General features: G+C 42.0%; 23 protein-coding genes and 1 tRNA gene. 15 read left to right on the top strand and 9 right to left on the bottom strand.

The window, feature by feature from the left end; all coding sequences use genetic code 11:
- Positions 1-31: 31 nt before the first annotated feature.
- From K7B07_RS08790 to K7B07_RS08780, 3 genes are all read right to left on the bottom strand, one after another.
- Positions 32-640: an L-threonylcarbamoyladenylate synthase gene (locus K7B07_RS08790; protein WP_223709001.1), complete on the bottom strand. Its 609-nt coding sequence runs from the start codon at positions 638-640 to the stop codon at positions 32-34.
- Between the two features lie 103 nt (positions 641-743).
- Positions 744-1,571, bottom strand: coding sequence for a class I SAM-dependent methyltransferase (locus tag K7B07_RS08785; protein ID WP_223708999.1), 828 nt, complete (start codon positions 1,569-1,571; stop codon positions 744-746).
- A gap of 3 nt (positions 1,572-1,574) precedes the next feature.
- Positions 1,575-2,603, bottom strand: a complete 1,029-nt coding sequence (locus K7B07_RS08780) for a 2-oxoacid:ferredoxin oxidoreductase subunit beta (RefSeq protein WP_223708998.1) — start codon at positions 2,601-2,603, stop codon at positions 1,575-1,577.
- 165 nt (positions 2,604-2,768) lie between these two features.
- On the opposite strand from K7B07_RS08780, the gene K7B07_RS08775 reads away from it, so the two are divergent.
- Both K7B07_RS08775 and K7B07_RS08770 read left to right on the top strand, forming a co-directional pair.
- On the top strand, positions 2,769-3,155 hold the full coding sequence (locus K7B07_RS08775) for a c-type cytochrome (protein WP_223708997.1): 387 nt from the start codon (positions 2,769-2,771) through the stop codon (positions 3,153-3,155).
- Positions 3,156-3,310: 155 nt separating this feature from the next.
- On the top strand, positions 3,311-4,036 hold the full coding sequence (locus K7B07_RS08770) for a 3-keto-disaccharide hydrolase (RefSeq protein ID WP_223708995.1): 726 nt from the start codon (positions 3,311-3,313) through the stop codon (positions 4,034-4,036).
- A gap of 52 nt (positions 4,037-4,088) precedes the next feature.
- On the opposite strand, the gene mfd is transcribed toward K7B07_RS08770, so the two are convergent.
- Positions 4,089-7,472, bottom strand: coding sequence for a transcription-repair coupling factor (gene mfd, locus K7B07_RS08765; protein WP_223708994.1), 3,384 nt, complete (start codon positions 7,470-7,472; stop codon positions 4,089-4,091).
- Between the two features lie 188 nt (positions 7,473-7,660).
- Between mfd and K7B07_RS08760 the strand changes: the two genes are divergently transcribed.
- Together K7B07_RS08760 and K7B07_RS08755 are read left to right on the top strand one after the other, a co-directional pair.
- On the top strand, positions 7,661-8,374 hold the full coding sequence (locus K7B07_RS08760) for a ferredoxin--NADP reductase (RefSeq protein WP_223708993.1): 714 nt from the start codon (positions 7,661-7,663) through the stop codon (positions 8,372-8,374).
- Between the two features lie 170 nt (positions 8,375-8,544).
- A tRNA-Arg gene (locus K7B07_RS08755) sits at positions 8,545-8,619 on the top strand.
- On the opposite strand, the gene K7B07_RS27880 is transcribed toward K7B07_RS08755, so the two are convergent.
- Positions 8,579-10,165, bottom strand: a complete 1,587-nt coding sequence (locus K7B07_RS27880) for a recombinase family protein (RefSeq protein WP_223711353.1) — start codon at positions 10,163-10,165, stop codon at positions 8,579-8,581. The genes K7B07_RS08755 and K7B07_RS27880 overlap by 41 nt on opposite strands.
- Positions 10,166-10,591: 426 nt before the next feature.
- Here K7B07_RS27880 and K7B07_RS08745 point away from each other — a divergent pair, with 426 nt between their 5' ends.
- The 11 genes from K7B07_RS08745 to mobC all read left to right on the top strand — a co-directional run bounded on the left by K7B07_RS08745 (position 10,592) and on the right by mobC (position 20,400).
- Complete coding sequence (locus K7B07_RS08745) at positions 10,592-10,867, top strand: helix-turn-helix domain-containing protein (RefSeq protein ID WP_223708992.1); 276 nt, start codon at positions 10,592-10,594, stop codon at positions 10,865-10,867.
- A 584-nt stretch (positions 10,868-11,451) separates the two neighbouring features.
- Positions 11,452-12,093, top strand: coding sequence for a hypothetical protein (locus K7B07_RS08740; protein ID WP_223708991.1), 642 nt, complete (start codon positions 11,452-11,454; stop codon positions 12,091-12,093).
- A gap of 62 nt (positions 12,094-12,155) precedes the next feature.
- The gene (locus K7B07_RS08735) at positions 12,156-12,689 is read left to right on the top strand and encodes a hypothetical protein (protein WP_223708990.1); all 534 of its coding nucleotides are present in this window, start codon (positions 12,156-12,158) and stop codon (positions 12,687-12,689) included.
- A 16-nt stretch (positions 12,690-12,705) separates the two neighbouring features.
- Positions 12,706-13,674: a DNA cytosine methyltransferase gene (locus tag K7B07_RS08730; protein WP_223708989.1), complete on the top strand. Its 969-nt coding sequence runs from the start codon at positions 12,706-12,708 to the stop codon at positions 13,672-13,674.
- Positions 13,668-14,069 (top strand): hypothetical protein, encoded by a 402-nt coding sequence (locus tag K7B07_RS08725; protein ID WP_223708988.1) that lies wholly within the window; start codon positions 13,668-13,670, stop codon positions 14,067-14,069. The genes K7B07_RS08730 and K7B07_RS08725 overlap by 7 nt, the downstream gene beginning before the upstream one ends.
- Positions 14,070-14,082: 13 nt before the next feature.
- Complete coding sequence (locus K7B07_RS08720; protein ID WP_223708987.1) at positions 14,083-14,529, top strand: hypothetical protein; 447 nt, start codon at positions 14,083-14,085, stop codon at positions 14,527-14,529.
- Positions 14,530-14,559: 30 nt separating this feature from the next.
- Positions 14,560-14,868, top strand: coding sequence for a hypothetical protein (locus K7B07_RS08715; RefSeq protein WP_223708985.1), 309 nt, complete (start codon positions 14,560-14,562; stop codon positions 14,866-14,868).
- Positions 14,869-14,895: 27 nt separating this feature from the next.
- Positions 14,896-16,248 (top strand): hypothetical protein, encoded by a 1,353-nt coding sequence (locus K7B07_RS08710; RefSeq protein ID WP_223708983.1) that lies wholly within the window; start codon positions 14,896-14,898, stop codon positions 16,246-16,248.
- 221 nt (positions 16,249-16,469) lie between these two features.
- Positions 16,470-16,871 (top strand): plasmid mobilization protein, encoded by a 402-nt coding sequence (locus tag K7B07_RS08705; RefSeq protein WP_223708981.1) that lies wholly within the window; start codon positions 16,470-16,472, stop codon positions 16,869-16,871.
- Positions 16,856-18,370 (top strand): relaxase/mobilization nuclease domain-containing protein, encoded by a 1,515-nt coding sequence (locus K7B07_RS08700; RefSeq protein ID WP_223708980.1) that lies wholly within the window; start codon positions 16,856-16,858, stop codon positions 18,368-18,370. The genes K7B07_RS08705 and K7B07_RS08700 overlap by 16 nt, the downstream gene beginning before the upstream one ends.
- A 26-nt stretch (positions 18,371-18,396) precedes the next feature.
- Positions 18,397-20,400: a conjugal transfer protein MobC gene (gene mobC, locus K7B07_RS08695; RefSeq protein WP_223708978.1), complete on the top strand. Its 2,004-nt coding sequence runs from the start codon at positions 18,397-18,399 to the stop codon at positions 20,398-20,400.
- A gap of 59 nt (positions 20,401-20,459) precedes the next feature.
- Here mobC and K7B07_RS08690 read toward each other — a convergent pair whose 3' ends face one another.
- The 4 genes from K7B07_RS08690 to K7B07_RS08675 all read right to left on the bottom strand — a co-directional run bounded on the left by K7B07_RS08690 (position 20,460) and on the right by K7B07_RS08675 (position 24,095).
- The gene (locus tag K7B07_RS08690) at positions 20,460-21,032 is read right to left on the bottom strand and encodes a hypothetical protein (protein WP_223708977.1); all 573 of its coding nucleotides are present in this window, start codon (positions 21,030-21,032) and stop codon (positions 20,460-20,462) included.
- Between the two features lie 80 nt (positions 21,033-21,112).
- A complete protein-coding gene (locus K7B07_RS08685) occupies positions 21,113-21,859 on the bottom strand; it encodes a LytR/AlgR family response regulator transcription factor (protein ID WP_223708976.1) in 747 nt (248 codons plus the stop codon).
- A 3-nt stretch (positions 21,860-21,862) separates the two neighbouring features.
- Entirely contained in the window at positions 21,863-22,957 is a 1,095-nt protein-coding gene (locus K7B07_RS27790) for a sensor histidine kinase (RefSeq protein WP_223708975.1), read from the bottom strand.
- Positions 22,958-22,967: 10 nt separating this feature from the next.
- On the bottom strand, positions 22,968-24,095 hold the full coding sequence (locus K7B07_RS08675) for a lysophospholipid acyltransferase family protein (RefSeq protein WP_223708974.1): 1,128 nt from the start codon (positions 24,093-24,095) through the stop codon (positions 22,968-22,970).
- Positions 24,096-24,417 lie beyond the last annotated feature (322 nt).

Here is a 24,417-nt window from a genome sequence, read left to right as displayed (position 1 = left end):
TTCCAGCACGCCCTTTTTAATTTGCAATGGTTCATTCTTCCCAGGGGCCCAGGCCTTTTCTCACCAGTACCATTTCGTTGCCGGTACAATCAACAATGGTAGACGGTACCATGCCCCCGATACCGCCATCCACTACAATATCCACCAGGTTCTGATAATTATCGTGAATGATCTCCGGATCGGTGTAATCCTCCACCAGTTCTCCGGGGAGTGAGGTACTCAATATCGGGTGCCCCAGTTCTTCGATCAGCGCTTTGGTGATCCTGTTATCCGGAACGCGGATACCTACGGTATTCTTTTTACTGTGCAGGATTTTTGGCACCTGCTTACTCGCTTCGAGGATAAAAGTATAAGGCCCCGGCAGGTATTCTTTCAGAACACGGTAAGTACTGTTAGAGATCTGTTTGGCAAAATCACTCAGGTGACTAAGGTCTGCACAGACAAAAGAGAATTGTGCTTTTTTGGGATCAATTTTTTTTATCCAGGCGATGCGCTCGATCGCTTTGGTCTGAAATATATCACAGCCCAGTCCGTAAATGGTATCGGTAGGATAAACAATAATGCCTCCTTCTCTTAATGTATCGGCCACCTGTTTGATCAAACGGGGCTGGGGATCTTTGGGATGGATGGAGATAAGCATACCGCAAATATCGGTTGATAAGTTAACAAGTTGAAAAGTTAACAGGTTTGACGGTTTATATAAGATATTACAGAGAAGTAATCCCTGTCAACCGACAAACTTTTCAACCAATTAACGAACGCTTCACCGCCGTTAGCGCATATACCATGGGGATCTTGTTTACCAGGTGCCGGATACCGTATTTTTTGGGTGCTATTTCCACAGTATCCTGGAAACAATTGTGAGGAGAATAATCAAACTCTTCGAAGCGGGTAATTTCAAGACCATTCCGGATCAGGCTGTTCATTACCTCACCCAGCCCGTGGTTCCACATTACATACGACTGGCTCAGGTTCGCATTTCGGTCGGCATACGTACCCTCATAAGTTTCTGTAATCGCCCCGGTATTAAAATAAGAATAGCCGATATTTTTAAAGTCATCATCGAACATCCATACCACCGGGTGAAATTCGGCGAACACGAATGTTCCTGCCGGCTTCAGGAACCGGGAAATAACAGCTGCCCATTTATCCAGGTCGGGCAGCCATCCGATGGTTCCGTAACTTGTAAAAACAATATCGAAGGTTTCGTTCAGGTGCTGCGGCAGCTCATAAAGATCGCAGCAGATAAAATCCGCGGCTGTAGTTGTTTTTTGCGTAAGCTCTTTTGCCGCATCGATGGCTTTATCGGAAAGATCGATCCCCGTAACCCGTGCACCCATTCGTGCCAGCGAAATAGTATCCTGTCCGAAATGGCATTGCAAATGCAGGATGCGTTTTCCTTCTATGTCACCGAGCAGGTTCAGCTCAATGGAATGCAGCGAGGAGGCGCCTTTCAGAAAACCGGCCACATCATAGAAATCCGATTCCAGGTGAAACCGCACTTTATTATTCCAGGAGGCCCGGTTAACGGCGATATAATCCTGTTTCCCGGAAGATGACGGATCGTTCATGATTTAGTCCTGTATGGTCCACACTTCCTTACCACGCAGCAGGGCATCCAGGTCCGGAGTCTTGCGTGCTTTGGCGTCTTCCAGTTGCAGCGCCATCATTTCTTCATAACAGGGGCGGTCTGCTTCATAAAATACGCCGAACGGCCGGGGCAAATGCCCTTCCAGTGCGGGGTTATCGAAAATGCGGGTCAGCAATTGTGCTTTGAAAATATCTTTCTCATCGTGTACCCAGAGGTCGTCTGCGCTGTAGTTATCGCCCAGCGTTACCACCTGGGGTTTAAACCCGTCCAGGCGGATACCCTGATTATTGTCTGCACCAAAGGTCAGTGGTTTACCGTGTTCCACAAAGATCGTTTCTGCAGCCTTGGTACTTTTTTCAGTAAATACCTCAAAAGCGCCATCATTGAAAATATTACAATTCTGATAGATCTCCAGGAAAGAAGCGCCTTTGTGCTGGTGCGTCCGTATCAACATGGCCTGCAGGTGCTTGGGATCCCGGTCCATAGTGCGTGCCACAAAGCTGGCATCTGCACCCAGCGCAAGCGCCAGGGGATTGAACGGGTGGTCGATACTGCCAAAAGGAGTGGACTTGGTGATCTTATTTTCCTCTGAAGTGGGAGAGTACTGACCCTTGGTCAATCCATAGATCTGGTTGTTGAACAACAGCACATTTACATCAAAGTTCCTCCGCAGCAGATGGATGGTATGGTTACCGCCGATGCTCAGTCCGTCGCCGTCACCGGTAACGATCCAGATGCTCAGCTCCGGGCGTGTGGCTTTCAGACCCGATGCAATAGCCGTGGCACGGCCATGGATCGAATGCATACCATAGGTATTCATATAATACGGGAAGCGGCTGCTGCAGCCGATACCGGAGATAAAAACAATATTTTCCCTGGGAATGCCCAGGCCCGGCATTACCCGTTGTACCTGTGCCAATATGGAATAGTCGCCGCAGCCCGGGCACCAACGCACTTCCTGATCGGTTGCAAAATCCTTGGCTGTTAAGGCGGGAGTGATAACTTCTGACATGATCTTAAGAAATAGGGTGCAAAGTTAATCATTATTGACATTGCACCGGGCATCGTTTGGCGAATGCTAACGGCTGTTTATGGTTTGTTCCGGCCGGAACTCCCTGTTTCTATTGATTTTCCCTAAATTGCAGCAACATGTCATTAAATTGTAAAATCGGATTTTATGCCGTATAAAAAAATCACAGCAGTATTTTCCGCTGTTTTGCTGGTTATCTGCGCCGGAGCCTCCTTCTCTTTTTATACCCCGCCGCATAATCTTAAAGTATTGCCACAGGATATTACCCACGAACGGCTGGACAGTATCATGGAGTCCTTCAACAAAGCACTGGGTGTAAAATGTGATTTCTGTCATGCCAAAGGAAAAAACACCGAGCGGCTTGATTTTGCCTCTGATGAGAACCCGGCAAAAGAAGTGGCGCGGAACATGCTGCGGATGACGATCGATATCAATAAAAATTATTTCCGTACCGATTCGGTGATCCATCCCGCCTATCTGAATACGGTGACCTGCAATACCTGTCATAAAGGAGATGCCTATCCGGAGCGCTGAGCTGCTTTAACGTGAAGTGCCGCGAATCCTGTAAGACAGGATATGGACAAAGGAATTTTCCCTCAATGTCTCCTGTTGGATGCCGCGGAAGACGGGAGGTACTGTAAGAACCATTGCTTATTGTAAAACAACGTATAACTTCAGTAAAACGAATAATGATGAACCAACCCCGGCCCCATGCCCTGTTCCTGTACTTCACGATATTGATCCTGGCTGCTTCCTGTGCGGACACCGATCAGAACAACCGGTTAACCACAAAAGAAAGAGAACAGGGATGGACCTTATTATTTGACGGAAGGTCTGCGGATGGCTGGCATTTATACAATAAGAAGAATACCACTGCCGGATGGATCGCCCGCGACGGAACACTGGCGGTGGATACAGTGAACAAAACGGAGGTCAACGACCTGGTAAGCGATAAGGTATTTAAAAATTTTGAGCTGCAGTTCGAGTGGAAGTTATCGAAGAACGGCAACAGCGGTGTATTTATAAATGTGCTGGAGCGCCCGGATCTTACAACGGCCTGGGCATCGGGTCCCGAATACCAGCTGCTGGATCCGGCACATGCTGACAATGCCAATCCTGTAAAAAGAGCCGGGACCCTTTTTGCGCTGGATGCACAGAAAAATCCTGCAGTTGCCAAACCTGCGGGTGAGTGGAACCAATCCCGGATTAAACAGACAGAAGGAAAAATAGAATTTTATCTTAACGGGATATTGACCGTGCAGCAGGATCTGACAGCTCCTGCATGGCAGGACAGCGTGGGGCGTACGCATTTTAAAAACTTTCCCGAATTCGGAAAACATACCAGCGGCCATATTGCCTTGCAGGACTGGGCCAGTGGTGTGGCATTCCGGAATATAAAGATTAAGGAACTTTAAAGCACCGATCTTTTTCTGATCGTCTTTGCCGTTGCTGTTGTCACCGGCAATATCAGCTGCCTGTACAAAACTGATGCATGTCTTTCAGAAAATCATAAAGTGATTTCATTGAAGGGATCGGTTCCGCCACCAGCAGGAACAATCTTCCCGTCTGTTTCAGGCGCGCCTTATTGGTGCCGGTCTGCACATACTGGATGATCTTCTGAAAAACATCCGCTTCAAAATAGGGTGAATCGGGGCGGTTAATGAAATGACAGCGCAGCGTTTCGTTCTTAAGGGTCATTTTCTCAAAACCCAGGTCCACTGCCAGTTTCCGGCATTTTATGGTTTCAAAGAGGTCGTCCACTGGAGCTGGAACGGGGCCAAACCGGTCCTGCAGCTCCTGGTGCATTTCGGCCAGTTCGTCTTCGGATTCGCTGTTATCCAGCCGCTGGTAGAGGGAGAGCCGTTCGGTAATGTTCTCCACATAATCATCGGGAATCAGTATCTCCAGGTCGGTATCAATGGTACAATCGCTTACAAAATCATCCTGCCTGCTGATCTCCTCCTTGAACAGCTCTTTGAACTGCGTGCGTTTCAGTTCTCTGATGGCTTCATCCAGGATCTTCTGGTAGGTCTCAAAACCGATCTCCGCCATAAAACCACTTTGCTCGCCACCCAGCAGGTTGCCCGCACCACGGATATCGAGGTCGCGCATGGCGATCTGAAAACCGCTGCCCAGTTCGCTGTGCTGCTCCAGTGTCTGCAGGCGTTTGCGCGAATCGGCCGGCAGGGTGCTCATGGGGGGCGCCAGGAGGTAGCAGAAAGCTTTTTTATTGCTCCGGCCCACGCGGCCCCGCAGCTGGTGCAGATCGCTGAGTCCGAAATGGTGCGCGTTATTGATGATGATGGTATTGACATTCGGGATGTCCACACCGCTTTCCACGATATTGGTACATACCAGCACATCATAGCGATGGTCGATAAAGTCCAGGATCTTTTCTTCCAGTTTGGAACCTTCCATCTGTCCGTGCGCATAACTCACCGAAAGATCAGGGCACAACCCCTGGATCAGGGCCGCCATTTCGCTCAACCCCGCCACACGGTTGTGAATAAAGAACACCTGACCGCCGCGCTCCGTTTCAAAATAAATGGCATCGCGGATGATGTCCTCATTATACACCTGCACTTCTGTTTGTATCGGCTGCCGGTTGGGCGGAGGCGTATTGATAATGCTGAGGTCCCTTGCCCCCATCAGGGAGAACTGCAGGGTCCTGGGGATGGGAGTTGCCGTCAGGGTCAAACAGTCCACCGTATTGCGCAGCACTTTTATTTTTTCCTTGTGGGCCACTCCGAATTTTTGTTCTTCATCGATGACCAGTATGCCCAGGTCCTTGAATTTTACTTCCTTGCCCAGCAGGCCATGTGTTCCTACCAGGATGTCGACCTTTCCTTCCTCCAGCTTTTTGAGGGTTTCTTTTTTTTCTTTTGCTGATTTGAAGCGGTTTATAAAATCAACGGTTACCGGAAATTCTTTTAAACGGTCGCTGAAGGTTTTATAATGCTGAAAGGCGAGGATGGTGGTCGGCACCAGGATGGCGGCCTGTTTGCCATCTACACAGGTCTTAAAGGCAGCGCGGATAGCGATCTCTGTCTTTCCGAAACCCACATCGCCGCAAACCAGGCGGTCCATAGGTGATTCCGATTCCATATCCTTTTTCACGTCGGCAGAGGCCTTGCTCTGATCCGGAGTGTCTTCATAAATAAAAGAGGCTTCGAGTTCGGTCTGAAGATAATTATCCGGAGTGTGGGCAAATCCCTTCTGCGCCTTCCGTTGAGCGTACAGCCGGATGAGGTCAAAGGCAATTTCCTTCACCTTTGCCTTGGTCTTTTCCTTCAGCCGGGTCCAGGCCTCACTGCCCAGTTTATTTACTTTGGGCACACTGCCATCCTTCCCGGTATATTTGGAGATCTTGTGCAGCGAGTTGATGTTCACATACAGCACATCCTTGTCCTTATAAATAATACGGACGGCCTCCTGTGTTTTACCATTTACATCCATCTTCTGCAGGCCGCTGTAGACTCCTACACCGTGATCGATATGCGTTACAAAATCACCGGGCTGCAATTCCCGTAAGGTACGCAGGGTGATCGCCTTGTTTTTGTTATAGGCCTGTTTGACCCTGTATTTATGATACCGCTGGAAGATCTCATGATCGGTGTAACAGAGGATCTTCCGGTCTTCATCCACAAACCCCAGGTGAATGGCTGCGGAAACGGGGTTGAATACGAGGTTGGCGTTCTGATCGTCGAAGATCGATTGCAGGCGTTGCAGCTGCTTGGGGTTCTCGGAAAAGATATACAGGGCAAACCCGCGCGCCTCGTGTGCTTTCAGGTCCCTGATCAGTAATTCGAACTGCCGGTTGAAAGCAGGCTGCTCTTTGGTGTGAAACTCAAACTCCTGGCTGACGGATGCCGGTACCTGTTCGATATGTACCACTATCCTTGATTCCAGTGCGGTTTCAAGATCAGTGGCCGTGATAAAATCGGTGCTGCGGATCTGCTGCTTTAACAGCCGGTCGTCGCGGTTTTCTTCCGGGCGCTTATCGGCAGAAGCCTGTTGCTCCAGGAAATGCTCCAGTTCTGTTGCATTTTCTTTCATACGCTCGCTGCAAAAAGCAGCGTCCTGGATCCAGAAGACCGTATTTTCCGGTAAAAAATCGAGCAGGGATACATGCGCTTCCGCTGCAAACTGGGTGTCCACATTTGGAATAATGGAAACCTGCAGCAATTTACGTTCACTCAGCTGGGTTTCGGGGTCGATGATACGGATGGAATCGATATCGTTACCAAATAATTCAACACGGTAGGGTTTGTCGTTGCCAAAGGAATAAATATCCAGGATGCCGCCGCGCAGCGCAAACTGGCCCGGCTCGTATACAAAATCGCTGCGTTCGAATCCGTAGCTGTCCAGTTTCAGCAGCAGGCCTTCTATGTCCAGCGGATCGCCGCTTTTGAGATGGATGATGTTTTGTGCGAGCGCGGAAGAGACCACCACCTTTTCAAAAAGGGCATCCGCATAGGTAACCAGTATCTTTTTATTTCCTCCTGATGCCAGCCGTGTAAGGGCTTCCGTGCGCAGCATAACGTGCGACGCATTCAGCAGCTTATAATTCCGGGTGGTTTTAAATGAGGAGGGGAAATAAAAAATATCCAGTGCACCGGTAATGTTTTCCAGGCTGTTCTGAAAATAGGCGGCGTCTTCCGGTTCATTGAGTATCACCACATGATTGAGTTCCGGTGTATGGCCCATACAGGCGCCAACGATGAACTGGGAGGCACTGCCCTGAACGCCGGTTAAGGCCAGATGGACGGGTTGAAGCATGGAGAGTTCGTTCGCTAGTTGTAAACAGCGGGGGTCATCACCATAAAAATTCTTCAACACTTCCGTTTGCATCGGGGCGCAAAGATACAACGAGTTTGAAAAAAATCCCAAAGCGAATCTTAACCGGAGCAATTGTTTGTTTTCAAACCGCTGTAAACCAGGCATTCCCGGCATAGCAAAAAAACATGGCGTCAGTGGTAATTAATGTGCTGCCGGAAGGGGTTTTACTAAAAATTATTTTATCTTACAAAGAAAAACACATGTCCCTCACTTGGCTTACAGGAACGATTGTAGACATTATTGAAGAGACCTATAATACCCGGCGGTATTTTATACAGGCTGATGCCACCGAACGGTTTGATTTTACCGCCGGCCAGTTTGTAACGCTTGATCTTCCCATTCATGAAAAGCCCAACAAACGATGGCGCAGCTACTCGATCGCCAGTGCACCCAACGGAACTGCGGTGTACGAGCTGCTGATCGTATTGGTGGAGGACGGACTGGGCACCCCCTACATGTTCAAAAACTGGGAAGTGGGTACTAAAGTAACATTCCGCGGCCCGCTGGGAGTGTTCACATTAAAAGAAGAGCAGTTGCAGCATGACCTGTTTTTCGTATGCACCGGTACGGGCATTGCACCATTCCGGAGCATGTTGCATACACTGGTGCGGGAAAACATCCCGCACCGGGATATTTATCTTATTTATGGTTGCCGCACAAAGCAGGACCTGCTGTATTATGAGGAGATGAAAGGTCTTGGTCTTGAATACTTCCATTATATTCCTACCCTGTCGCGGGAGGAATGGGAGGGAAAGACCGGCTATGTACATGCGATCTACGAAGCACATGCTGCGGGAAAGAAGGATGCCAGCTTTTTCCTCTGCGGCTGGAAGAACATGATCGATGAGGCCCGTCAGCGGATCGCACAAATGGGATTTGACAAAAAATCCATTCATTTTGAGCTGTATGGATGATCCGGAGCGGGCTGCCGGCGCAACAGGGCCGATTTGCCGGATTCTTGAGATTTCTTTACTATATTTGCCACCCTTTAGTTTATCGAAAGACGGCCCGGTAGTTCTCCCGATAGTTATCGGGAGGATAGAATACCACCCTGCAGTTCTTTTAGTTTGAAAAATTATTAATTGGCCCGGTAGTTCAATGGATAGAATAGGAGTTTCCTAAACTCTAGATACAAGTTCGATTCTTGTCCGGGCTACCAGACCGGAACTTTCTGAAAAATCCAGAGAGTTCCGGTTTTTATTTGATGTGTATTCTGCTAATATTGAGCTTGTTAAAAGCAAAAATCCATTAATTTTCTTAGTTAGATATTCGTGTTTTTCCGGAATATAAAAAACTCCTTCAGGAAACAGTATTTTGTGAAGCATGCGCTTGCCGGATAAATCGCTGGAACCCCAGTAAACACTAAGTTTTTGCAACTTTTTAAGAGCACTATTCAGCAGTTTTTCTAAGTTAGATATTTTGGAAGGAACAGTGTTTAATTCCTTATAAATTGACTGCATTTCGATTGTTATGTGCTCCAAAGTAATATTGTAGGTATCGGTGTCGATTTCACCCAAACCACGACGAATTGTCAGTTCCTTTTTTTTCTTCTCAAATTCTTTTAACCGTATTTCTAAAAGATGGTCATTTTCAAGATTCTCCTTTTGGTGATGGTTAAACAACTTGGTAAGCTGCTTTAAAACCAATGGAAATATTGATTTTGGAATTTCGAACTTTCTTAAAAAAGTCTGGAATAGCTCGAAAGCTCCAACACGTCTTGCTCTAAGACTTGGAGTTTTTGCTGTTAAGCTAACCCCCGGGCATTTTAAACACCTATAATAGTGAAGATCCTTTTTGGACACGTAGTATCCAACCAAATAACTTCCACAGTTATTGCACCGCAATAATCGCAATAAAGGGCGATTCTCTTCTTCTTTTTGATGCTTATATCCGCTATGGTGTCCACTCAAAATTTCCTGTACCTTCTTAAAATCATCTATACTGACTAAGGCTTCCCAATTGCCTTTGACAGGTTCTTCCAGAAGATGATGAGCTAAGACTCCGCAATAAAATGGTTTTTTCCAAATCGCGCTTATTTTTTGTGGCGTAAGTTTTAATCCCCGAGCTGACAGTTTTGACAATATTTGGGCATCGTTATAAATTCCTGATGCTTTCCAAGTCCAAGCTTCTCTCAATAATTGCCCGTAGTTATTGATCACAACTTTTTGCTCTTTGCTAAAGAATTTTTCTCTTTTTACCCTTGGTCCGTATTGGTCGTATCCGAGCGGCACATTTCCAAGCCAAAATCCTTTCAGTAATTTTCTTTTCATTCCAGGTATTATGATTTCCTTTCTTTCGATATTTTCTTTATATGCGTGAAAAAGACTTTCATATATGGCAGCCTTGCCTCTCTCTGAAGTAGTTGTAAGACCGGTGCTTACTTCAATTAAGTGAACTCCTAACTCCTCAACTAGTCGATTGACCAACCCTATTGCATTACCACCAGATCTGGAGAAACGGCTCATTTTATATACAAGAATTGCATACGGCCTTTTCCTGCTGGATTTTACTTTGTCGATAAGACGTTTAAATTCTTTTCGTGTAAAATCAGATTTCGCGCTTTCATAAGTTCCACCAAATTCTTCAGTAATGCTAAAATTCATTTGCTTAGCATAAGATCTGTTGGCCTCTAATTGATTTTCTACACTGGAGTTTTTTTCAAATTGCTCTTTTGAGCTAACTCGGGTATAAATCCAGACAAACATTTCCATTTTTGGTTGCTCTGACTGCCTGGGGACAAATTGTTTGAAATAGTCAAGTTGATTCATCATTATCAAAATAATTTTTATATAATACGAAACTCAAATCGTATATCAATTTTATTAGTTCCTCTTTTTGAACTGGTGTCAAATGTTTGTAGCATAATTGTGCATTGACATCGTCCTCGGTAAGCATTAACTTCTTTTTCTCTATAGTGTCGTGTTCTTTTTGTAGTATATTTTCCATTGGGTGTCTACTTAAGCCCCCAAATGTAAAAACCACTTCTTTTTTAGTTGTTAGATATTGCTATATGGGATAGTATTTCGATAGCTAAAATAATAATTTTTGACCATATAAACAAGGATATATATTTGTATATACTCTTGTTTATATGGTCCCTTATTTCAATTTGAGATTCTTATTTTAGCAGTATGGAAAAAAGAGATAAAGTAGTAAGGAAACCGGCCAAATTGGAAAACATCACTCCGAAAGATGAAGTGCTCAAAGAGTTGGGTCAAAGGCTAAAAGCGACTAGAAAAAAGCAAGGATTTTCCAGCTATGAACACTTTGCTTATCAAATGGATATTGCTAGGTCTCTGTATGCTAAGTATGAATCCGGGAGAAATGACATGAAAGTATCAACACTTATCCGGATATTACAAGGAATGGGAATGAAGTTGTCTGACTTTTTTAAGGGATTCGATTAAAAACAAATGGTGCTCCTTCCATAATTGAGATCACAATCCTTCATTTGATGCTTTTAATTGTTCTATTGTAAAGCTTATATTGCCAAAACAGCCAACCTGCTCAAATTTTTATCCTTTTTTGAGTTCTAACCTTTGTAGAATTAGTTACTGGTTACCGGTAATAATTGGCGTGAATTCAGAAAAGTCTTGTTTTTAACAATAGGAAAAACATTCTTACAAGACCCATATAAATTAACACTTCCGGCAAGCTATATCCGATAAATTAATTCCCATATACCAATATATCACCGTTTCTGCTTTTTCGGAACTTCAATTTTGTCTTAGGATCTATTTAAAAAATAAACATCCAAGGACATGAATACACAGAGGAAATTAAAAATCCCAGATCGGACAGAGGTAATCCTTTACTTCTTTCGCATGGGGCTCCGAATACGGCATGCAGAAGCTTTCTTTCTGTATTACCAATCAAAAAACTGGCAAATAGCGCAAGGTCAACCTGTAAAAAATTGGAAGGCTCTCGCATTTAATTGGGTCATGTCCTTCAAAGACAGTCGACCGTTGAAGGGAGTGAAAATTTTGTATTAATGGCACTTGCAAATGAAGCAAAAATGAAAATGGAGTTAAAAAATATCCGAATAGTAAAAGAGCTCAGTGAGGAAACAATCGCCTTCAGTGCTACACTATATGTAAATAACAAAAAGATTGCTGTTGCAATGAACAGAGGTAATGGCAGCTGCACCACCTATACGTTGTTAAAAAAAGAAGATGCAGAATTGCTTAGGGAGGCTGAGAATCATTGTAAAACACTTCCTCCGTATAAATTGAAGAATTATCCTTCCATGGGTATTGATACCGATTTTCCAATGGATCTCGAAACTTTTATTGAGGAACAAATTGATCAACAATGGAGGAAGACAGAGCTAAAAAAGTTCAATAGAAAACTATTAAAAGATCAGAAGGATAGTATTGTATTTGGTATTAAGAACAAAAGTTATCGCCGTCTTCAATTAACAAAATCCATTGAGGAACTACTGCATATCAAAAACGGGATCAAGCTTATTGAATTTAAAATTTTACACGGGATAAGCAAATATTTGAAGGAAGGGGAAAGCATCTTAAATACCAACCTCCCAAAGGAAGTAGTAGAACTTATCCGGCGCCCAAAGGTGCCATCACAGGGAAATTCTGATATAGAGAACCGGCCAAGATTCAGAAAGGCTAAATGATGGCGGAATGCTTAACAAAAGCAAAGAGATCGAAACAGGATTATTCAATAATAAATAACACCATGGAAAACAGAAATAATTCCCCTACTCAGGAAGATCTGCTGCAGGAACGAATGAATGGTCTTTTGCCGGTTATTGATATCGCCGGACACCCATTCTATGTGGATGTACGAATGAATGCAATTCGACCGCACGATGACTTTTCAACTCAGGGAATTCCCTTTTCAGAATTCAAGGACTTTGAGATGATTGCCAATTTTGCCTGGCTGTTTTATGATCCCCGGTCGCGCGAAATTGTTAAGGATATAAATCTTGAGCAACTTTATAAGATTCCGAAAGATTGGATTGTAATAGAGATCCCGCACCCTCAGTTTTTGGACCCGTATGGATGTGCTGTAAAAAATGGCTGGGATATAAATGAGACTTTAAAGATATATCCTATACGAACCAATTTAAAAGCCAGAATTGTACCGTGGGAAGAAACCACCATTCCGGACATAATTAAAGAGAATGTAAAACGTAGGGAAAGATTTAAAGCCCGCCCCAGAATTTTGAAGTCAGACCATAATATTGGAGGAAGGGGGCTAAACCGGTAGCAGGCAATGAAACACTATGCGACACGGGAGTCTTTTTTCTGGTATTGGTGGCTTTGATTTGGCCGCGGCCTGGATGGGCTGGCAAAATGTTTTTAATGTCGAAATAGATCCATTTTGCCGGAGCGTGCTGAAATTCCATTTTCCCGGTGCTTCTCAGTTTGAAGATATAAGAAAATTTAATGGAAGAAAGTTTTATGGATCAGTTGACATTATTTCCGGGGGATTCCCCTGCCAGCCGTTTTCCATTGCCGGAAAAAGACGAGGTGCGTCAGATGATCGTTACCTCTGGCCGGAAATGCTCCGGGTTATTGACGAGGTCCGGCCCACTTGGTTTGTTGGCGAAAATGTTGCTGGAATCCTCAGTATGGTACAACCCGGTGTGCCGGTTAGCCTGGGAGGCCAAACCAATTTTGGAAAAGAAGATCAGGAAATCATTACGGAGCATGAATATATTGCCTGGACCATCTGTAAGAATATTGAGCGAATCGGATATTCGGTCCAGCCGTTTATTATTCCAGCTTGCGGCACAGGCGCGCCCCATCGGCGAAACAGAATCTGGTTTATTGCCAACTCCAATGGCATCATACAGTACCCGGAATTTCCAAAAGAATCAGAAAGTAATAGTTACCAAAAATGGCCAACGCTTTCGGCCGGATTTGCATCAGCTGGCGGCGGCCGGATTATTGCCGACCCCTACAGCACGGGACTGGAAAGGCCCGCAGGCGCGATCTTATCACCAGCAGCAAATGGACAATCTTCCGGGATTGGTTCGATTCCAACTTGGAGCAACTGGCCTTCTGAATCCCCTGTTTGTGGGAGAAATGATGGGATTTCCTCTGAATTGGTTGACATTACCTTTTCGAAATGGAGGAAAGAGTCTCTGCGATCCTTTGGAAATGCAATAGTACCCCAGGTCGCCTACCAGATATTTTTTGCAATAGACAGGATACACAATTCATTACAAAACAGAAATGCGCAATGTTAATAGAAAAAGATGCGGTGAAAAAGTTTGTGCAGACTGTAAAGGCTAAGTTTGAAATAGATTCAGACACTGTGTTTTGCCCGCAGGGAATTGTTGATACCGGAGACCTACACTTCTGCTGCGGACTTTATGACGAAGCGCTATTCCGTCACGATCACCCAATGGATATTTACTATTATAAGTCTTATGATGTACGCACTCTTTATGAAACACTAACACTTCTGGGTAAGCATAAAATACCAATCAGTGAATTTACCCACAAGGATCATTTTGGAAAGGAGCTCATTGATGTTGGTGGTATTGTCCAGAAACGCCACGAAGACCAATTATTACGAATCCGGAATAAGCCGAGAATTATTGGAGATCACAATAACACCAATAAATTAAAAAGAAGATAAAAAAAGTATTTAAATGAGTCTGTTCTATAACCTACTTGAGGAACAAATTAGCATATTAAAACAGAAAGGATACGAGGAAAAAATGATCAATAGTCCGGATCGGGAGGGCTTATTGTTTTCTCAACTCCATCAAAAATTTTCTTTTGCCCTTCACCAAAGTTTTGCTGAAAAGGATTCAATAGAATTTGAGATCAGGGCAACGGGATTTTATGAGAATCATAAAAGCATTGTCTGTTTTAAGTTCAATTACCTGTTCAACCCTGACACCATCGACCTTTCGTTGGTTGAACTTGAACTGCTCAGCCAGGGCATGATCTCAAGAATACCAATAACGACAGCAGATGATATTCCTCATTCTTCTGATGCCCTTGAACTACTACAGCGTAATCACAAGCCTCATTTAAAACAGAGGATGTTAGATAATGCTACTAAAGTTGGAAGCGGCATTAAAAAACGATAGATCAAAGATCACCATCTAAAAAAGAAAAATATGGCAGAAATAAAAAGGCGTACAATACTATTCTCTACTGGTAAACAAATCCGGATTTATGGAAACAGTGTGGGAATAGGAAAAACTTTAGAAGTTGGCGAAGTTTATATGCCCAACATCTTTTCTTTAAATAATGAAACGAACCAGGAAGAAAAATCCAGAATAGTACAAAATGCGCATCGTCTAACAGCAGAGGAATTTATGGAACTTGCGGATCTTATGATGCAATACTGGCTGCAGCTAAAGGACAATATTCGCAAATTTGGCGTTGAAAATCCAAAGGTATTTATACGCGATAGTGGTAAATAATTCTTCATCCTGTAAAATAAAAGCTTTATGAACGAAGAGAAGATTGCAGCGTTAGTTACCTATTTGAAATCATTAGGATTTGAAAAGCCGGATTTCGAAGAAAAAATAAGGCAGGCCTTTGAGAATAAACTTCAACAATTCAGTATGGAGCAAACTGTATTATTTGACAGTGAGTCAATAAAATTTGACCTGAATTTTTGGTGGGACTACCAATTTGAATCATTTAAACTTGTGAAATACCTGGCAGCGTATATGGCTTCGCCTGATGCCGAAATGGTTTGCGCAGAATATGGCCCTTTAGCCAGGGGGATACATAATGTAAACCAGGTTTATCATGATCTATCCGGGAGGTTTGAAGATCTTTACGACAAAGTCTTTCCTCTGGAATTATCATATTTTCCCGGGATGGAGATCTATCCCGTGTTACGTGAACATATCGCTTCTAATCCGGATAAGTTTGAGATCAGATATGCCAAAAATGAACCGGATGGCTTTTTTCAATACGTTATTCCAGTGGAAAAGCTAAATGGCCAATACACATTAAATACCTATACCGCAACACTGGTGCCATATCCTCCAATTGAACATGCAGTGTTTAATGGCATAGATACAAGCATTTTGGAATGTGAAATGAGCAGAATTAATTGGAGTAACAGACGGGAAACGCACATTTTTCAGGGAGATCTCAGATCAGAATTCAAATTGAAGGTTCTGGATATAATTGATAAAATTGATCGGCTTGCTATGGAGCCAACGGGAGCATTTATTGCGGACCAACTCAAATTAAAATATTGGAAAGATATTCCGCTGCTCGAAGACACCCTGACTAAAACAGCACTATTATATTTTAAAAACCTGTCTAAAAGAAAACTGATTTTACCTGTCGATTATTCAGTTAGAATAGCTTTTAATGCTCTTTGTGGCCGTGCAATATTCCGCGAAAGAATCAATCCTTTAATGGATAATGATCCCGGATGGATGCGGTTTGATTTTTCAGTTAAGAGTAGCAACGGCAAATACTCCTTTGAAGTTGTACGGGGATTTGGCAGAAAAGAAGTAGAAATATTACTTGGTTGCCTATCCATGCCCCCAAAGTGTAATTGGGTCACTGCAATCGATTTATTGAAAGGAGATCGTACCTGGGTAACATATGATGGTGAAAAGAAAATCTATCTTGAAGCTAATCCGGAGCAGAAAACGATAAATGTTTATTCGGAAACAATGGCGCCCATTATGGTAAACTTCCTTCTTGATCCGGATTGGACACCTCTTCTAAGTCGGGAAGTAGCAGCTAACAACCCAAAAAAAATGGAGCGCAAATCGATTAAGAAACGCCGGATTTTACCTGATAAACCTATTAAACAGGCGCGAAAAAGATAGCATTGTTCCGCTCTATCGTTGCATCTAAAATACTGCCAGAATAGCAGTTTTGTTCAGCTAAAACAGATTTACTCGTTTTAGCGGCGGTTCCGAACGCGCGAAGGCGCATTCAGCGAGGTGTATAGTTGTGCACAACTAAAATACCGTGCCTTCAGCGTCGGCACGGTATAAAGCCTCCGAAGTCGGCTTTTATGACAGGGTTAGTCAATGCAATATAACAAATGCGAAGGAAAGTGAACGATAAGGATGCACTTAAATATGATATAAAGCTACGGGTAAACCAGTGGCATTATGATCGTTTGTGCAGGTTGCTTTCTGAGTCACATTACAAAAACATGAGTGAGTTACTCCGGGATATTGTTTGTGAACGGCAGGTTGTTATCTATACCAGAGACGAATCCATAGGAGTTGTTATGGAAGAGCTTACCCGGATCCGCAGGGAGCTCAATGCCATTGGGCAAAATATCAATCAGGCTGTAAAACAAATTAATACTACTGTTGATAAAAACAAAATATTGGTATTCGGGCTGGAACTTTCAGCGCAACATCAGCAGGTGCTGCAGCTAACGGAGCAATTATTTCCTATCATTTCTCAACTGGCAAAAAAATGGTTGCGAGGATAACAAGTGGTAAAAATATAAGAGGTGTTCTTAGCTATAATGAGAACAAAGTAAAGGAAGGAGCCGCATTGTGTATTGATGCGGTTGGCTTTGGTTGCCTGCTGGAAGAACTGAGCTTTGCTAATAAATTGAACCGCTTTATAGGTTTGACTGAGCGCAATAGAATTGCCAAAACTAATACAATTCATATCTCACTGAATTTCCATCCTGATGAAAAGCTGGAGGATAAAGTGCTCAGGGATATTGCCGGAACTTACATGGAAAAGATTGGCTTCGGGGATCAGCCGTATCTTGTTTACCGGCATAATGATGCTGCTCATCCCCATATTCATATTGTCACAGTTAATATTCAATCCAACGGGGATCGCATAGATATACATGATATTGGCAGGAATGAATCGACGAAGGCCCGGAGGGAAATAGAAGAGATGTTCGGATTGGTTAAGGCGGACGAGCAAAAAGAAAATGGAGATTCCGGATTAAAGCCTGCTGATATTTCCGTTGCGGAATATGGGAAACGACCCACTAAAAATGAGATTTCCAATATCGTTCGCACTGTTGCAAAATTTTATAGATATGCCAATTTCGAGCAATACCAGGCAATCTTAAAGGAATATAATATCCTGGCAAATCGTGGGGAACCGGGTACCCGTATGCATAAAAATGGCGGTATGGTTTATCAGATGATGGATAGAAAGACCGGGAATGTCGTAGGAGTTCCAGTTAAATCGAGTAGTATTTACGAAAAGCCAACATTAAAAAATATAGAAGCCCAATACGAAAGAAATGAACAGATCCGAAAAAGGTACCGCCAAAGAGCACAGCAAACAATCGATGGTGTTTTAGAAAAGTACACAGATAAAACCTCTTTTCTTGAAGCATTAAAATCTGAAAATATTATAGCAACGTTTAAGAGAAATGAAAGCGGATATATCTATGGCATTACCTATTTGGATAAAACCTCCTGTTGTTTTTTTAATGGGAGTGATCTTGGAAAATCTTACAGTGCTAAGGCTGTTCTTGATCGGTTGCAAACTGGGACGTCAAACGAAAATGCTCAAAACAGGGACTTTGTGGGGAAACTAATCTCAGAAACGGACTTCTCCAAAGATTTTAAAGAGGTTCTTTATGACTGGATGCGAACAGGAGCACTGATAGAAGCGTTCGAGTCCGGGGATGGAGAAACTCATTATAAAATGGGGAATTTACAAACAGCAAAAGAATCCTGGCTTCCTGTAAATTCAAAGTTGACTGGTTATTTACGGGCAAATCGGCTTGACGTATCTGCGGCAAGTACTGTATTGGATTATGTAATGACCCATATTTTCCCTTCAGAATTATTTCGGGGAAATGATCATGAATGGAAGAATATATTTTCAAAAATGGAGCATGAGCTATTCTCAATTATCCAAGGCTTATGGGATCCGGTCTATACCAACCAGTCATTGCCGGTAGAACTTATCCGGGAATCCCGTAGGAAAAAGAAACGCAGAAGATATTAACAAATTTACCTAAATAAAAAACACCTATGAGCACGGGGGAAAACGAACAAGGATTAAGAGTAATTTTGGACTTTGTCAGAAAAGGAAGTATTGTGATACTTATCCTTCACTTCTACATTTTCTGTTATGGAACCTTTGAAAAATGGGGATTGACATTTTCAATTTTGAAATCAATACTCTTGGGTTTTTCGGGTATCGGTCTTTTTAATCATTCGATATATAGTAAACTTTTCGCGCTCGGGCTTCTCATATTGTCCCTGCTAGGTGTAAAAGGGAAAAAGGATGAAAAAATTAATGTATCGGCTATTATTGTTTTCATTTTATCCGGGCTATTACTTTATTTTTCTTCTGGTTTACTTTTCTATACTGTACTGCCCGCAGAGCCTTTGGCAGTATGTTATATTACCCTGACTTCATTTGGGTTTCTTCTTTTCCTGGCTGGTGGCGCCCGCTTGTCCCGGTTGATTAAACTGAATCTAACCAGGGACATATTCAACGAGGAGAACGAAACGTTTCCGCAGGAGGAACAGCTATTGGAAAACAAATACAGCATCAACCTTCCGGGAGTTTATAATCTAAGAGGAAAAATCCGGCAAATGTATCTTAATCTGATTAACTGTTTTAGAATGGTGCTCATAATCGGCTCGCCTGGAGCAGGTAAGACGTTCTACCTTGTTCGTGAGATAATTTTGCAGTGTATTAAGAAAAAATACTGCATCGTACTTTATGATTTCAAGTATGATGACCTGACGATCATTGCATATAATGCCTGGCTCAAATACAAAGGCAGCTATCCTGTTGAGCCTAAGTTCTATATTATTAACTTCGATGATCCTATTAACCGGTGTAATCCTTTAGAGCCTTCTACCCTTTTGGATATTACGGATGCAACAGAAAGTTCTCGTACTATTTTGCTTGGATTGAACATGCAATGGATCCAGAAAACCGGGGATTTTTTCGTGGAATCCCCAATAAATTTCTTTACCGCCATCATTTGGTTTTTAAAAAAATATAAAGATGGACTGTACTGCACACTCCCTCATGCTATAGAGTTAATGCAGGCAAATTATGACGATCTTTTCCCGGTTCTCTCTACTGAACCGGAAATCGAAGTATTGATTAATCCTTTTATCAGCGCTTATATGAACCGGGCAATGGAGCAATTGGAAGGACAGGTTGCATCGGCGAAAATTGCACTGGCGAGGCTGTCCTCACCATTGCTTTATTATGTTTTGTCGGGAAGTGATTTTTCTTTAGACGTAAACAATCCAAAAGAACCGAAGATTGTGGCCCTGGCTAATAATCCTGAAAAGACCCAGGTCTATGGCGCAGTTATATCATTATATATAAATCGGCTATTTAGAATCCTCCCAAAAAAGGGGCGGCAACATACGGCGATCATCGCTGATGAAGCAGCATCTTTTTTCGCCAATGGCATCCAGGAATACTTATCAATTGCGAGGGGATATTTATTGGCAACTTTTTTGGCGATCCAGAATGTGGCTCAATTAAGAAAATCTTATGGCCGGGAGCAAGCCGATGTTATATTCAATCTTGCTGGGAATATTATCTGTGGTCAATCAACCGGAGACACAGCAAAAGCGGTTTCTGAATCCATTGGAAAAATTGTACAAGAGCGGGAGAGCGTCTCCATAAATCGTAACGACACCAGTGTCAGCAGAAATACGCAACTGGATTTTGCAGTACCTACTTCAAGAATTGCGGGATTGAGTGCCGGAGAATTTGTAGGAATTGTCTCTGACAATCCGGACCAGAAAATCAAACGAAAGGCGTTTCATTGCACAATTGTAAACGATCCAGCATCTATAAATGCTGAGGCTCGTAGCTACAAGCCCCTGCCTAAAGGGAAAGTGTCAGCACGTGAGATTCAAAACAATTACATAAGGATTAAAAATGATATTACTGAGATTATTGAGTCAGAAATAGAAAGAATTAGAAAGGACCCAGAACTTGCCCATTTGCTGTTTGTAAAACCTGGTAAGGATTCACAATCCCCTCCATCCGAATAGTCCAGTACTGGTTCGCTGTAATAGTGCCGTCTCTATTGGGCGTTCAGATTTGCTAGTAGTTATTTGAATCCCCGATCTCTCAGTATTTTGTCAATCTTTTCCTGGATATTTGGCTTAGGTTGCTCTGTTGGCGTACCTGGTGTTGATCTTGAAATTTCGCTTATCCTGATTACCATTTTTCCATCGGGGTCTATAAATGGAGTCTTTTCGATTTCTTCAGCAATATCTAAGACTCCGAATTTTTGGATAAAACCAGTTTTCATTGGACAGTACCAATAGTCAGTAGTGAAAAACTTTTCTTGTGTATAGAATGTAGATTCTTTCTCATTTCGCCAGGATAATAAGTGATTTTTATAGTCTGCTAATTCAAACTCAAGTACTACGGGATTAAACGCGACTAGCATCATAAAATGTTGATGATAGTGGAGTTCTTCGGTACTTGGTGGAATTGAGGGTTTGAATGAAGGAGAAAGTAAAATCTTGTAAAGAAAATTAAACCTATTCTTAGCGTCATTTAGAGAACTGAAATGGATCAGTTCTGAAACATTACTATCTCTCACAATTAACGAATCAATATCATTTAGTTTTGATCCGAGCAGATATACTTTTGTACTGGTTTTTTGATGTTCCATTTGGCAATTTTTTTCATATTTGACCCTCCGGCTTTTAAATTTACGATATTTATTCATGCAATCGTCAGACCCGCAGTTCTTCAACAATCAAATTTATAATTATTTCCATCGCTTAGTAACTTATGGTTGACAAGGTTAAGCAAATCTGTTTTGTAAGTTTTTCCAATAGGTATCTGATCTCCGCAGTTTTTAAGCATTAAAAAATTGTTTTGAATCAGCGCTATTTTTGAAATCGGGATAATGTATGATTTATGTATTCTTTTAAAGTTTGATGAGGAAAGGGATGTTTCAATGTAATTCATTGTTGAATAGACCATAATTATTTTCTTACCACAATGGAATGCAATGTAATTGTTCTTAGCTTCAACGAAATCGATATCAACAAAATTTACCCTGAGTATTTTACCCTTAGATTCTGTTTTTACATAGATGTAATCGTCAGCTATTTCATCCGGTCCAATTTTTTCCGAACTGCTTGGGAACTTTCGGATTTTCTTTACTGCTTTCATGAAACGGTCAAATGGTATTGGTTTCATAAGGTAGTCAAGAGCTTCAAGATCATAACTTTCTACTGCAAAATCGGAAAATGCCGTGCAAAAAATCACTTGAATTTCGTGGCTCAGCATACTCATAAGTTCGATTCCAGAAAGTTCATCCATTTGGATATCGAGAAATATCACATCCGGATTGGTGCTTTTTATCAAATCAAATCCTTTGATGGGGTCCGTAGAAGTTCCAACCAATTCCAAATCAGAAACTCGCCTGATGTAGTTTATTAATACATCAATGGCAGCCTGCTCATCATCAATTACGACGCATTTAATCATAAATTAAGCTTTTATCGTTAAATAGAAAAAGTACATTTCGCCCTTTTTTTCTGCATTCATTTTATACCGGTTGCTAAATGCGACATCAAGCCTTTTACTTAGGTTGGAAATGCCGATATTGGATGACGAAATCTGAACACTACTTTTTTTAATCTTATTGGAACAGTAAAAAGAAACTTCTCCTGGAGTTAGACCCACCTTAATCGTCATAGGACAGTTTGGGTCGGTTAAATCGCCATATTTAAAAGCGTTCTCCACAATAGTTATGAATGAAAGCGGAGGGACCATATGACCGTTTATATTGCCTTCTATTTCATAGACAATCATCTTTCTTTCCCCAAAGCGAAGATTATGAATATCTATAAGGTTTTGGAGATGCGTCAACTCCTTCTGAACGGAAACTTTTCCACTGTCAAATTCCAGCGCTTCCATCGAGTATCTCATAATGGAGGCCAGTTTAAGTATGTTATCAGCAAATTCCGGGGAGTATTGCATGGCTTGTGAGAAGAAGGTATTCAAAGTATTATGCAGAAAATGTGGGTTTATCTGAGATCTTAAAAATGCATATTCGTACTGAAGTTTTTCTTGTTGGGCTTTAAGCTCCTGCTGTTTTAGTCGTTCGTTCTCCAGCTCTCGTTGGGACTTTTCCTGCTGCAGCAATCTAAGATTTTTTTCTTTCCGTATTGATTCCCGAATATAGAAATAAAGCATAGCAAATGAGAAGAAGCGGACGTAGCCAAGAACGGCTTCTTGAATAAATGGTTTAAATTGTTTTGATGTATATACTACAATACCAAACTCCGGAAGAATAAAGTACACATAGAAATATCCCAGGGATGCCATGAATATGAAAACGATAAAAAACGAGGCAATGGTCCAAGCGACTCCTTTTTTCTTATTAATTCCAAGGACGTATATGCTTATATAAAAAGTAAAACAAAATGGAAGCAGGTACAATAAAGTATTGATTATAGAAATATCTGGCTTAGTTAGCATCGCTGCTATATGGAGAAATATAGTGTAAAGAAGCCAGGCAAGAAAATGCCAGCCCAAGAGCTTTGTCGCTTTTTTATTTATTAAAAGAGATGAGTTGGGCACAAACTAGAGGTTAAGAAGCTATTAATACACCCTTTTTATATAGGTCCTGCAATAAAATTACATCAATAGTTTTTGATTTTGCGGCTCGATTTTGAAATTTGTTTAATAAAGCGTACAGCTGTGGTTGAATTTTGTAAGAAAGGAGATCCTTTTTATCAAAGATATAATTGTTGTTGTCCAGGGTAAATAGGCCATACCACTTACTATTGAAAGTTAGCACTTTAGGCATTTCATGCAAATGTTCCGGGATTTCCTTGTTTCTTTCTGTTTGTACAGCTACTTTATACAAGTAAAGCCAGGCCTCCCATTGCCCTGGGTATTTTTTTATATAATCGCTGGCAAAGTCATATATCTGCTGCATTAGTTGTGATGAAAACCGTCCGCGATCCATACCATTGTCAGGGAATATGGGATCCTTGAATTTGATGTTTATTGAGGTTAGGCTTTTCCGGTAGCAAATGACAGGCAGTACTGGCACCCTTGCTGCATGAGATAAAACCCCTACTCCTTTGCGCACAAAAATTTTGTTATTCAGGAAACTTACTTCGCAGCAGTTTTCATTTAGAATTGAAGGCTTTCCTGCACCTGTGTTCCCATCAAGATATACAACGAGGCTTTTATTTGATCTGAGGGCCTTTATCATCTTTAATCCCGCAGATGACTGCTCAGCGTCGATTAGGTCCAATTGCGCGTGCTTTGTCAAATTGCTAGAACGAAAAGCCTCCTGGATCAATTCTGTCTGCTTTTGAATAACGTTTCTTGAGACAACCAGGGAAAATGGAATTTGATTTTCAGCCAAAAACAGATTTATTAGTCTGTAGGATCCGAGATGAAAGGTGCATATAATAGAAGGGGTTCTTTTTAATAAATTAATAGCACTAAACTTATTTTCATATCGAACTGCATGCAACAATTCGGGTAGTTCCTGCTCTAGTAGGCTGAGTTTTTGATTAAAGAGAATCTTTTTAAAAAGATGACTGTGATCTTTGTAATCGATTGACGGTAAATAGTTTAATAACTCTGCGCTGACCAGGTGAAAAAGTCTTAATAAATGAGCATCTATATTTATATCGAGTCTTTCGTATTCTGCCATTATTTTAAATAAGCGCAGATAATGTTGTTTTAAAATGTCATTCATGTCGCAAGATTTATGGATTAAAAAAGGAACCATTAGGGCTCCTTAGTTTTACTTGAAATTGATTTCTCTGATTTAGGTTTGAGGGTAACAGGATGTTTCGATTGGGATATCCGATCCGGGAATCTCGTCCATGCTCATTCCATTTTCAAAGATTGTTGTAAGTGTTGGCATAGTACTTTTTTTTATGGTTTAGAATTTTGTTTGCACCCAAACTTCTAAAGTTTTGAAGCCCATAAAAAATGTGTTACGTGAAAGCAATGATGCTCTATGCACACACCTTTATTAGAGTTGTGAATGACTGATTAATTGAACCCTACATTTC

It is taken from the genome of Niabella beijingensis (genome assembly GCF_020034665.1).
GTDB classification, from domain to species: domain Bacteria; phylum Bacteroidota; class Bacteroidia; order Chitinophagales; family Chitinophagaceae; genus Niabella; species Niabella beijingensis.
The sequence above is the reverse complement of the archived record's forward strand: the minus strand, read 5'-3'. Positions and strand labels throughout refer to the sequence as shown.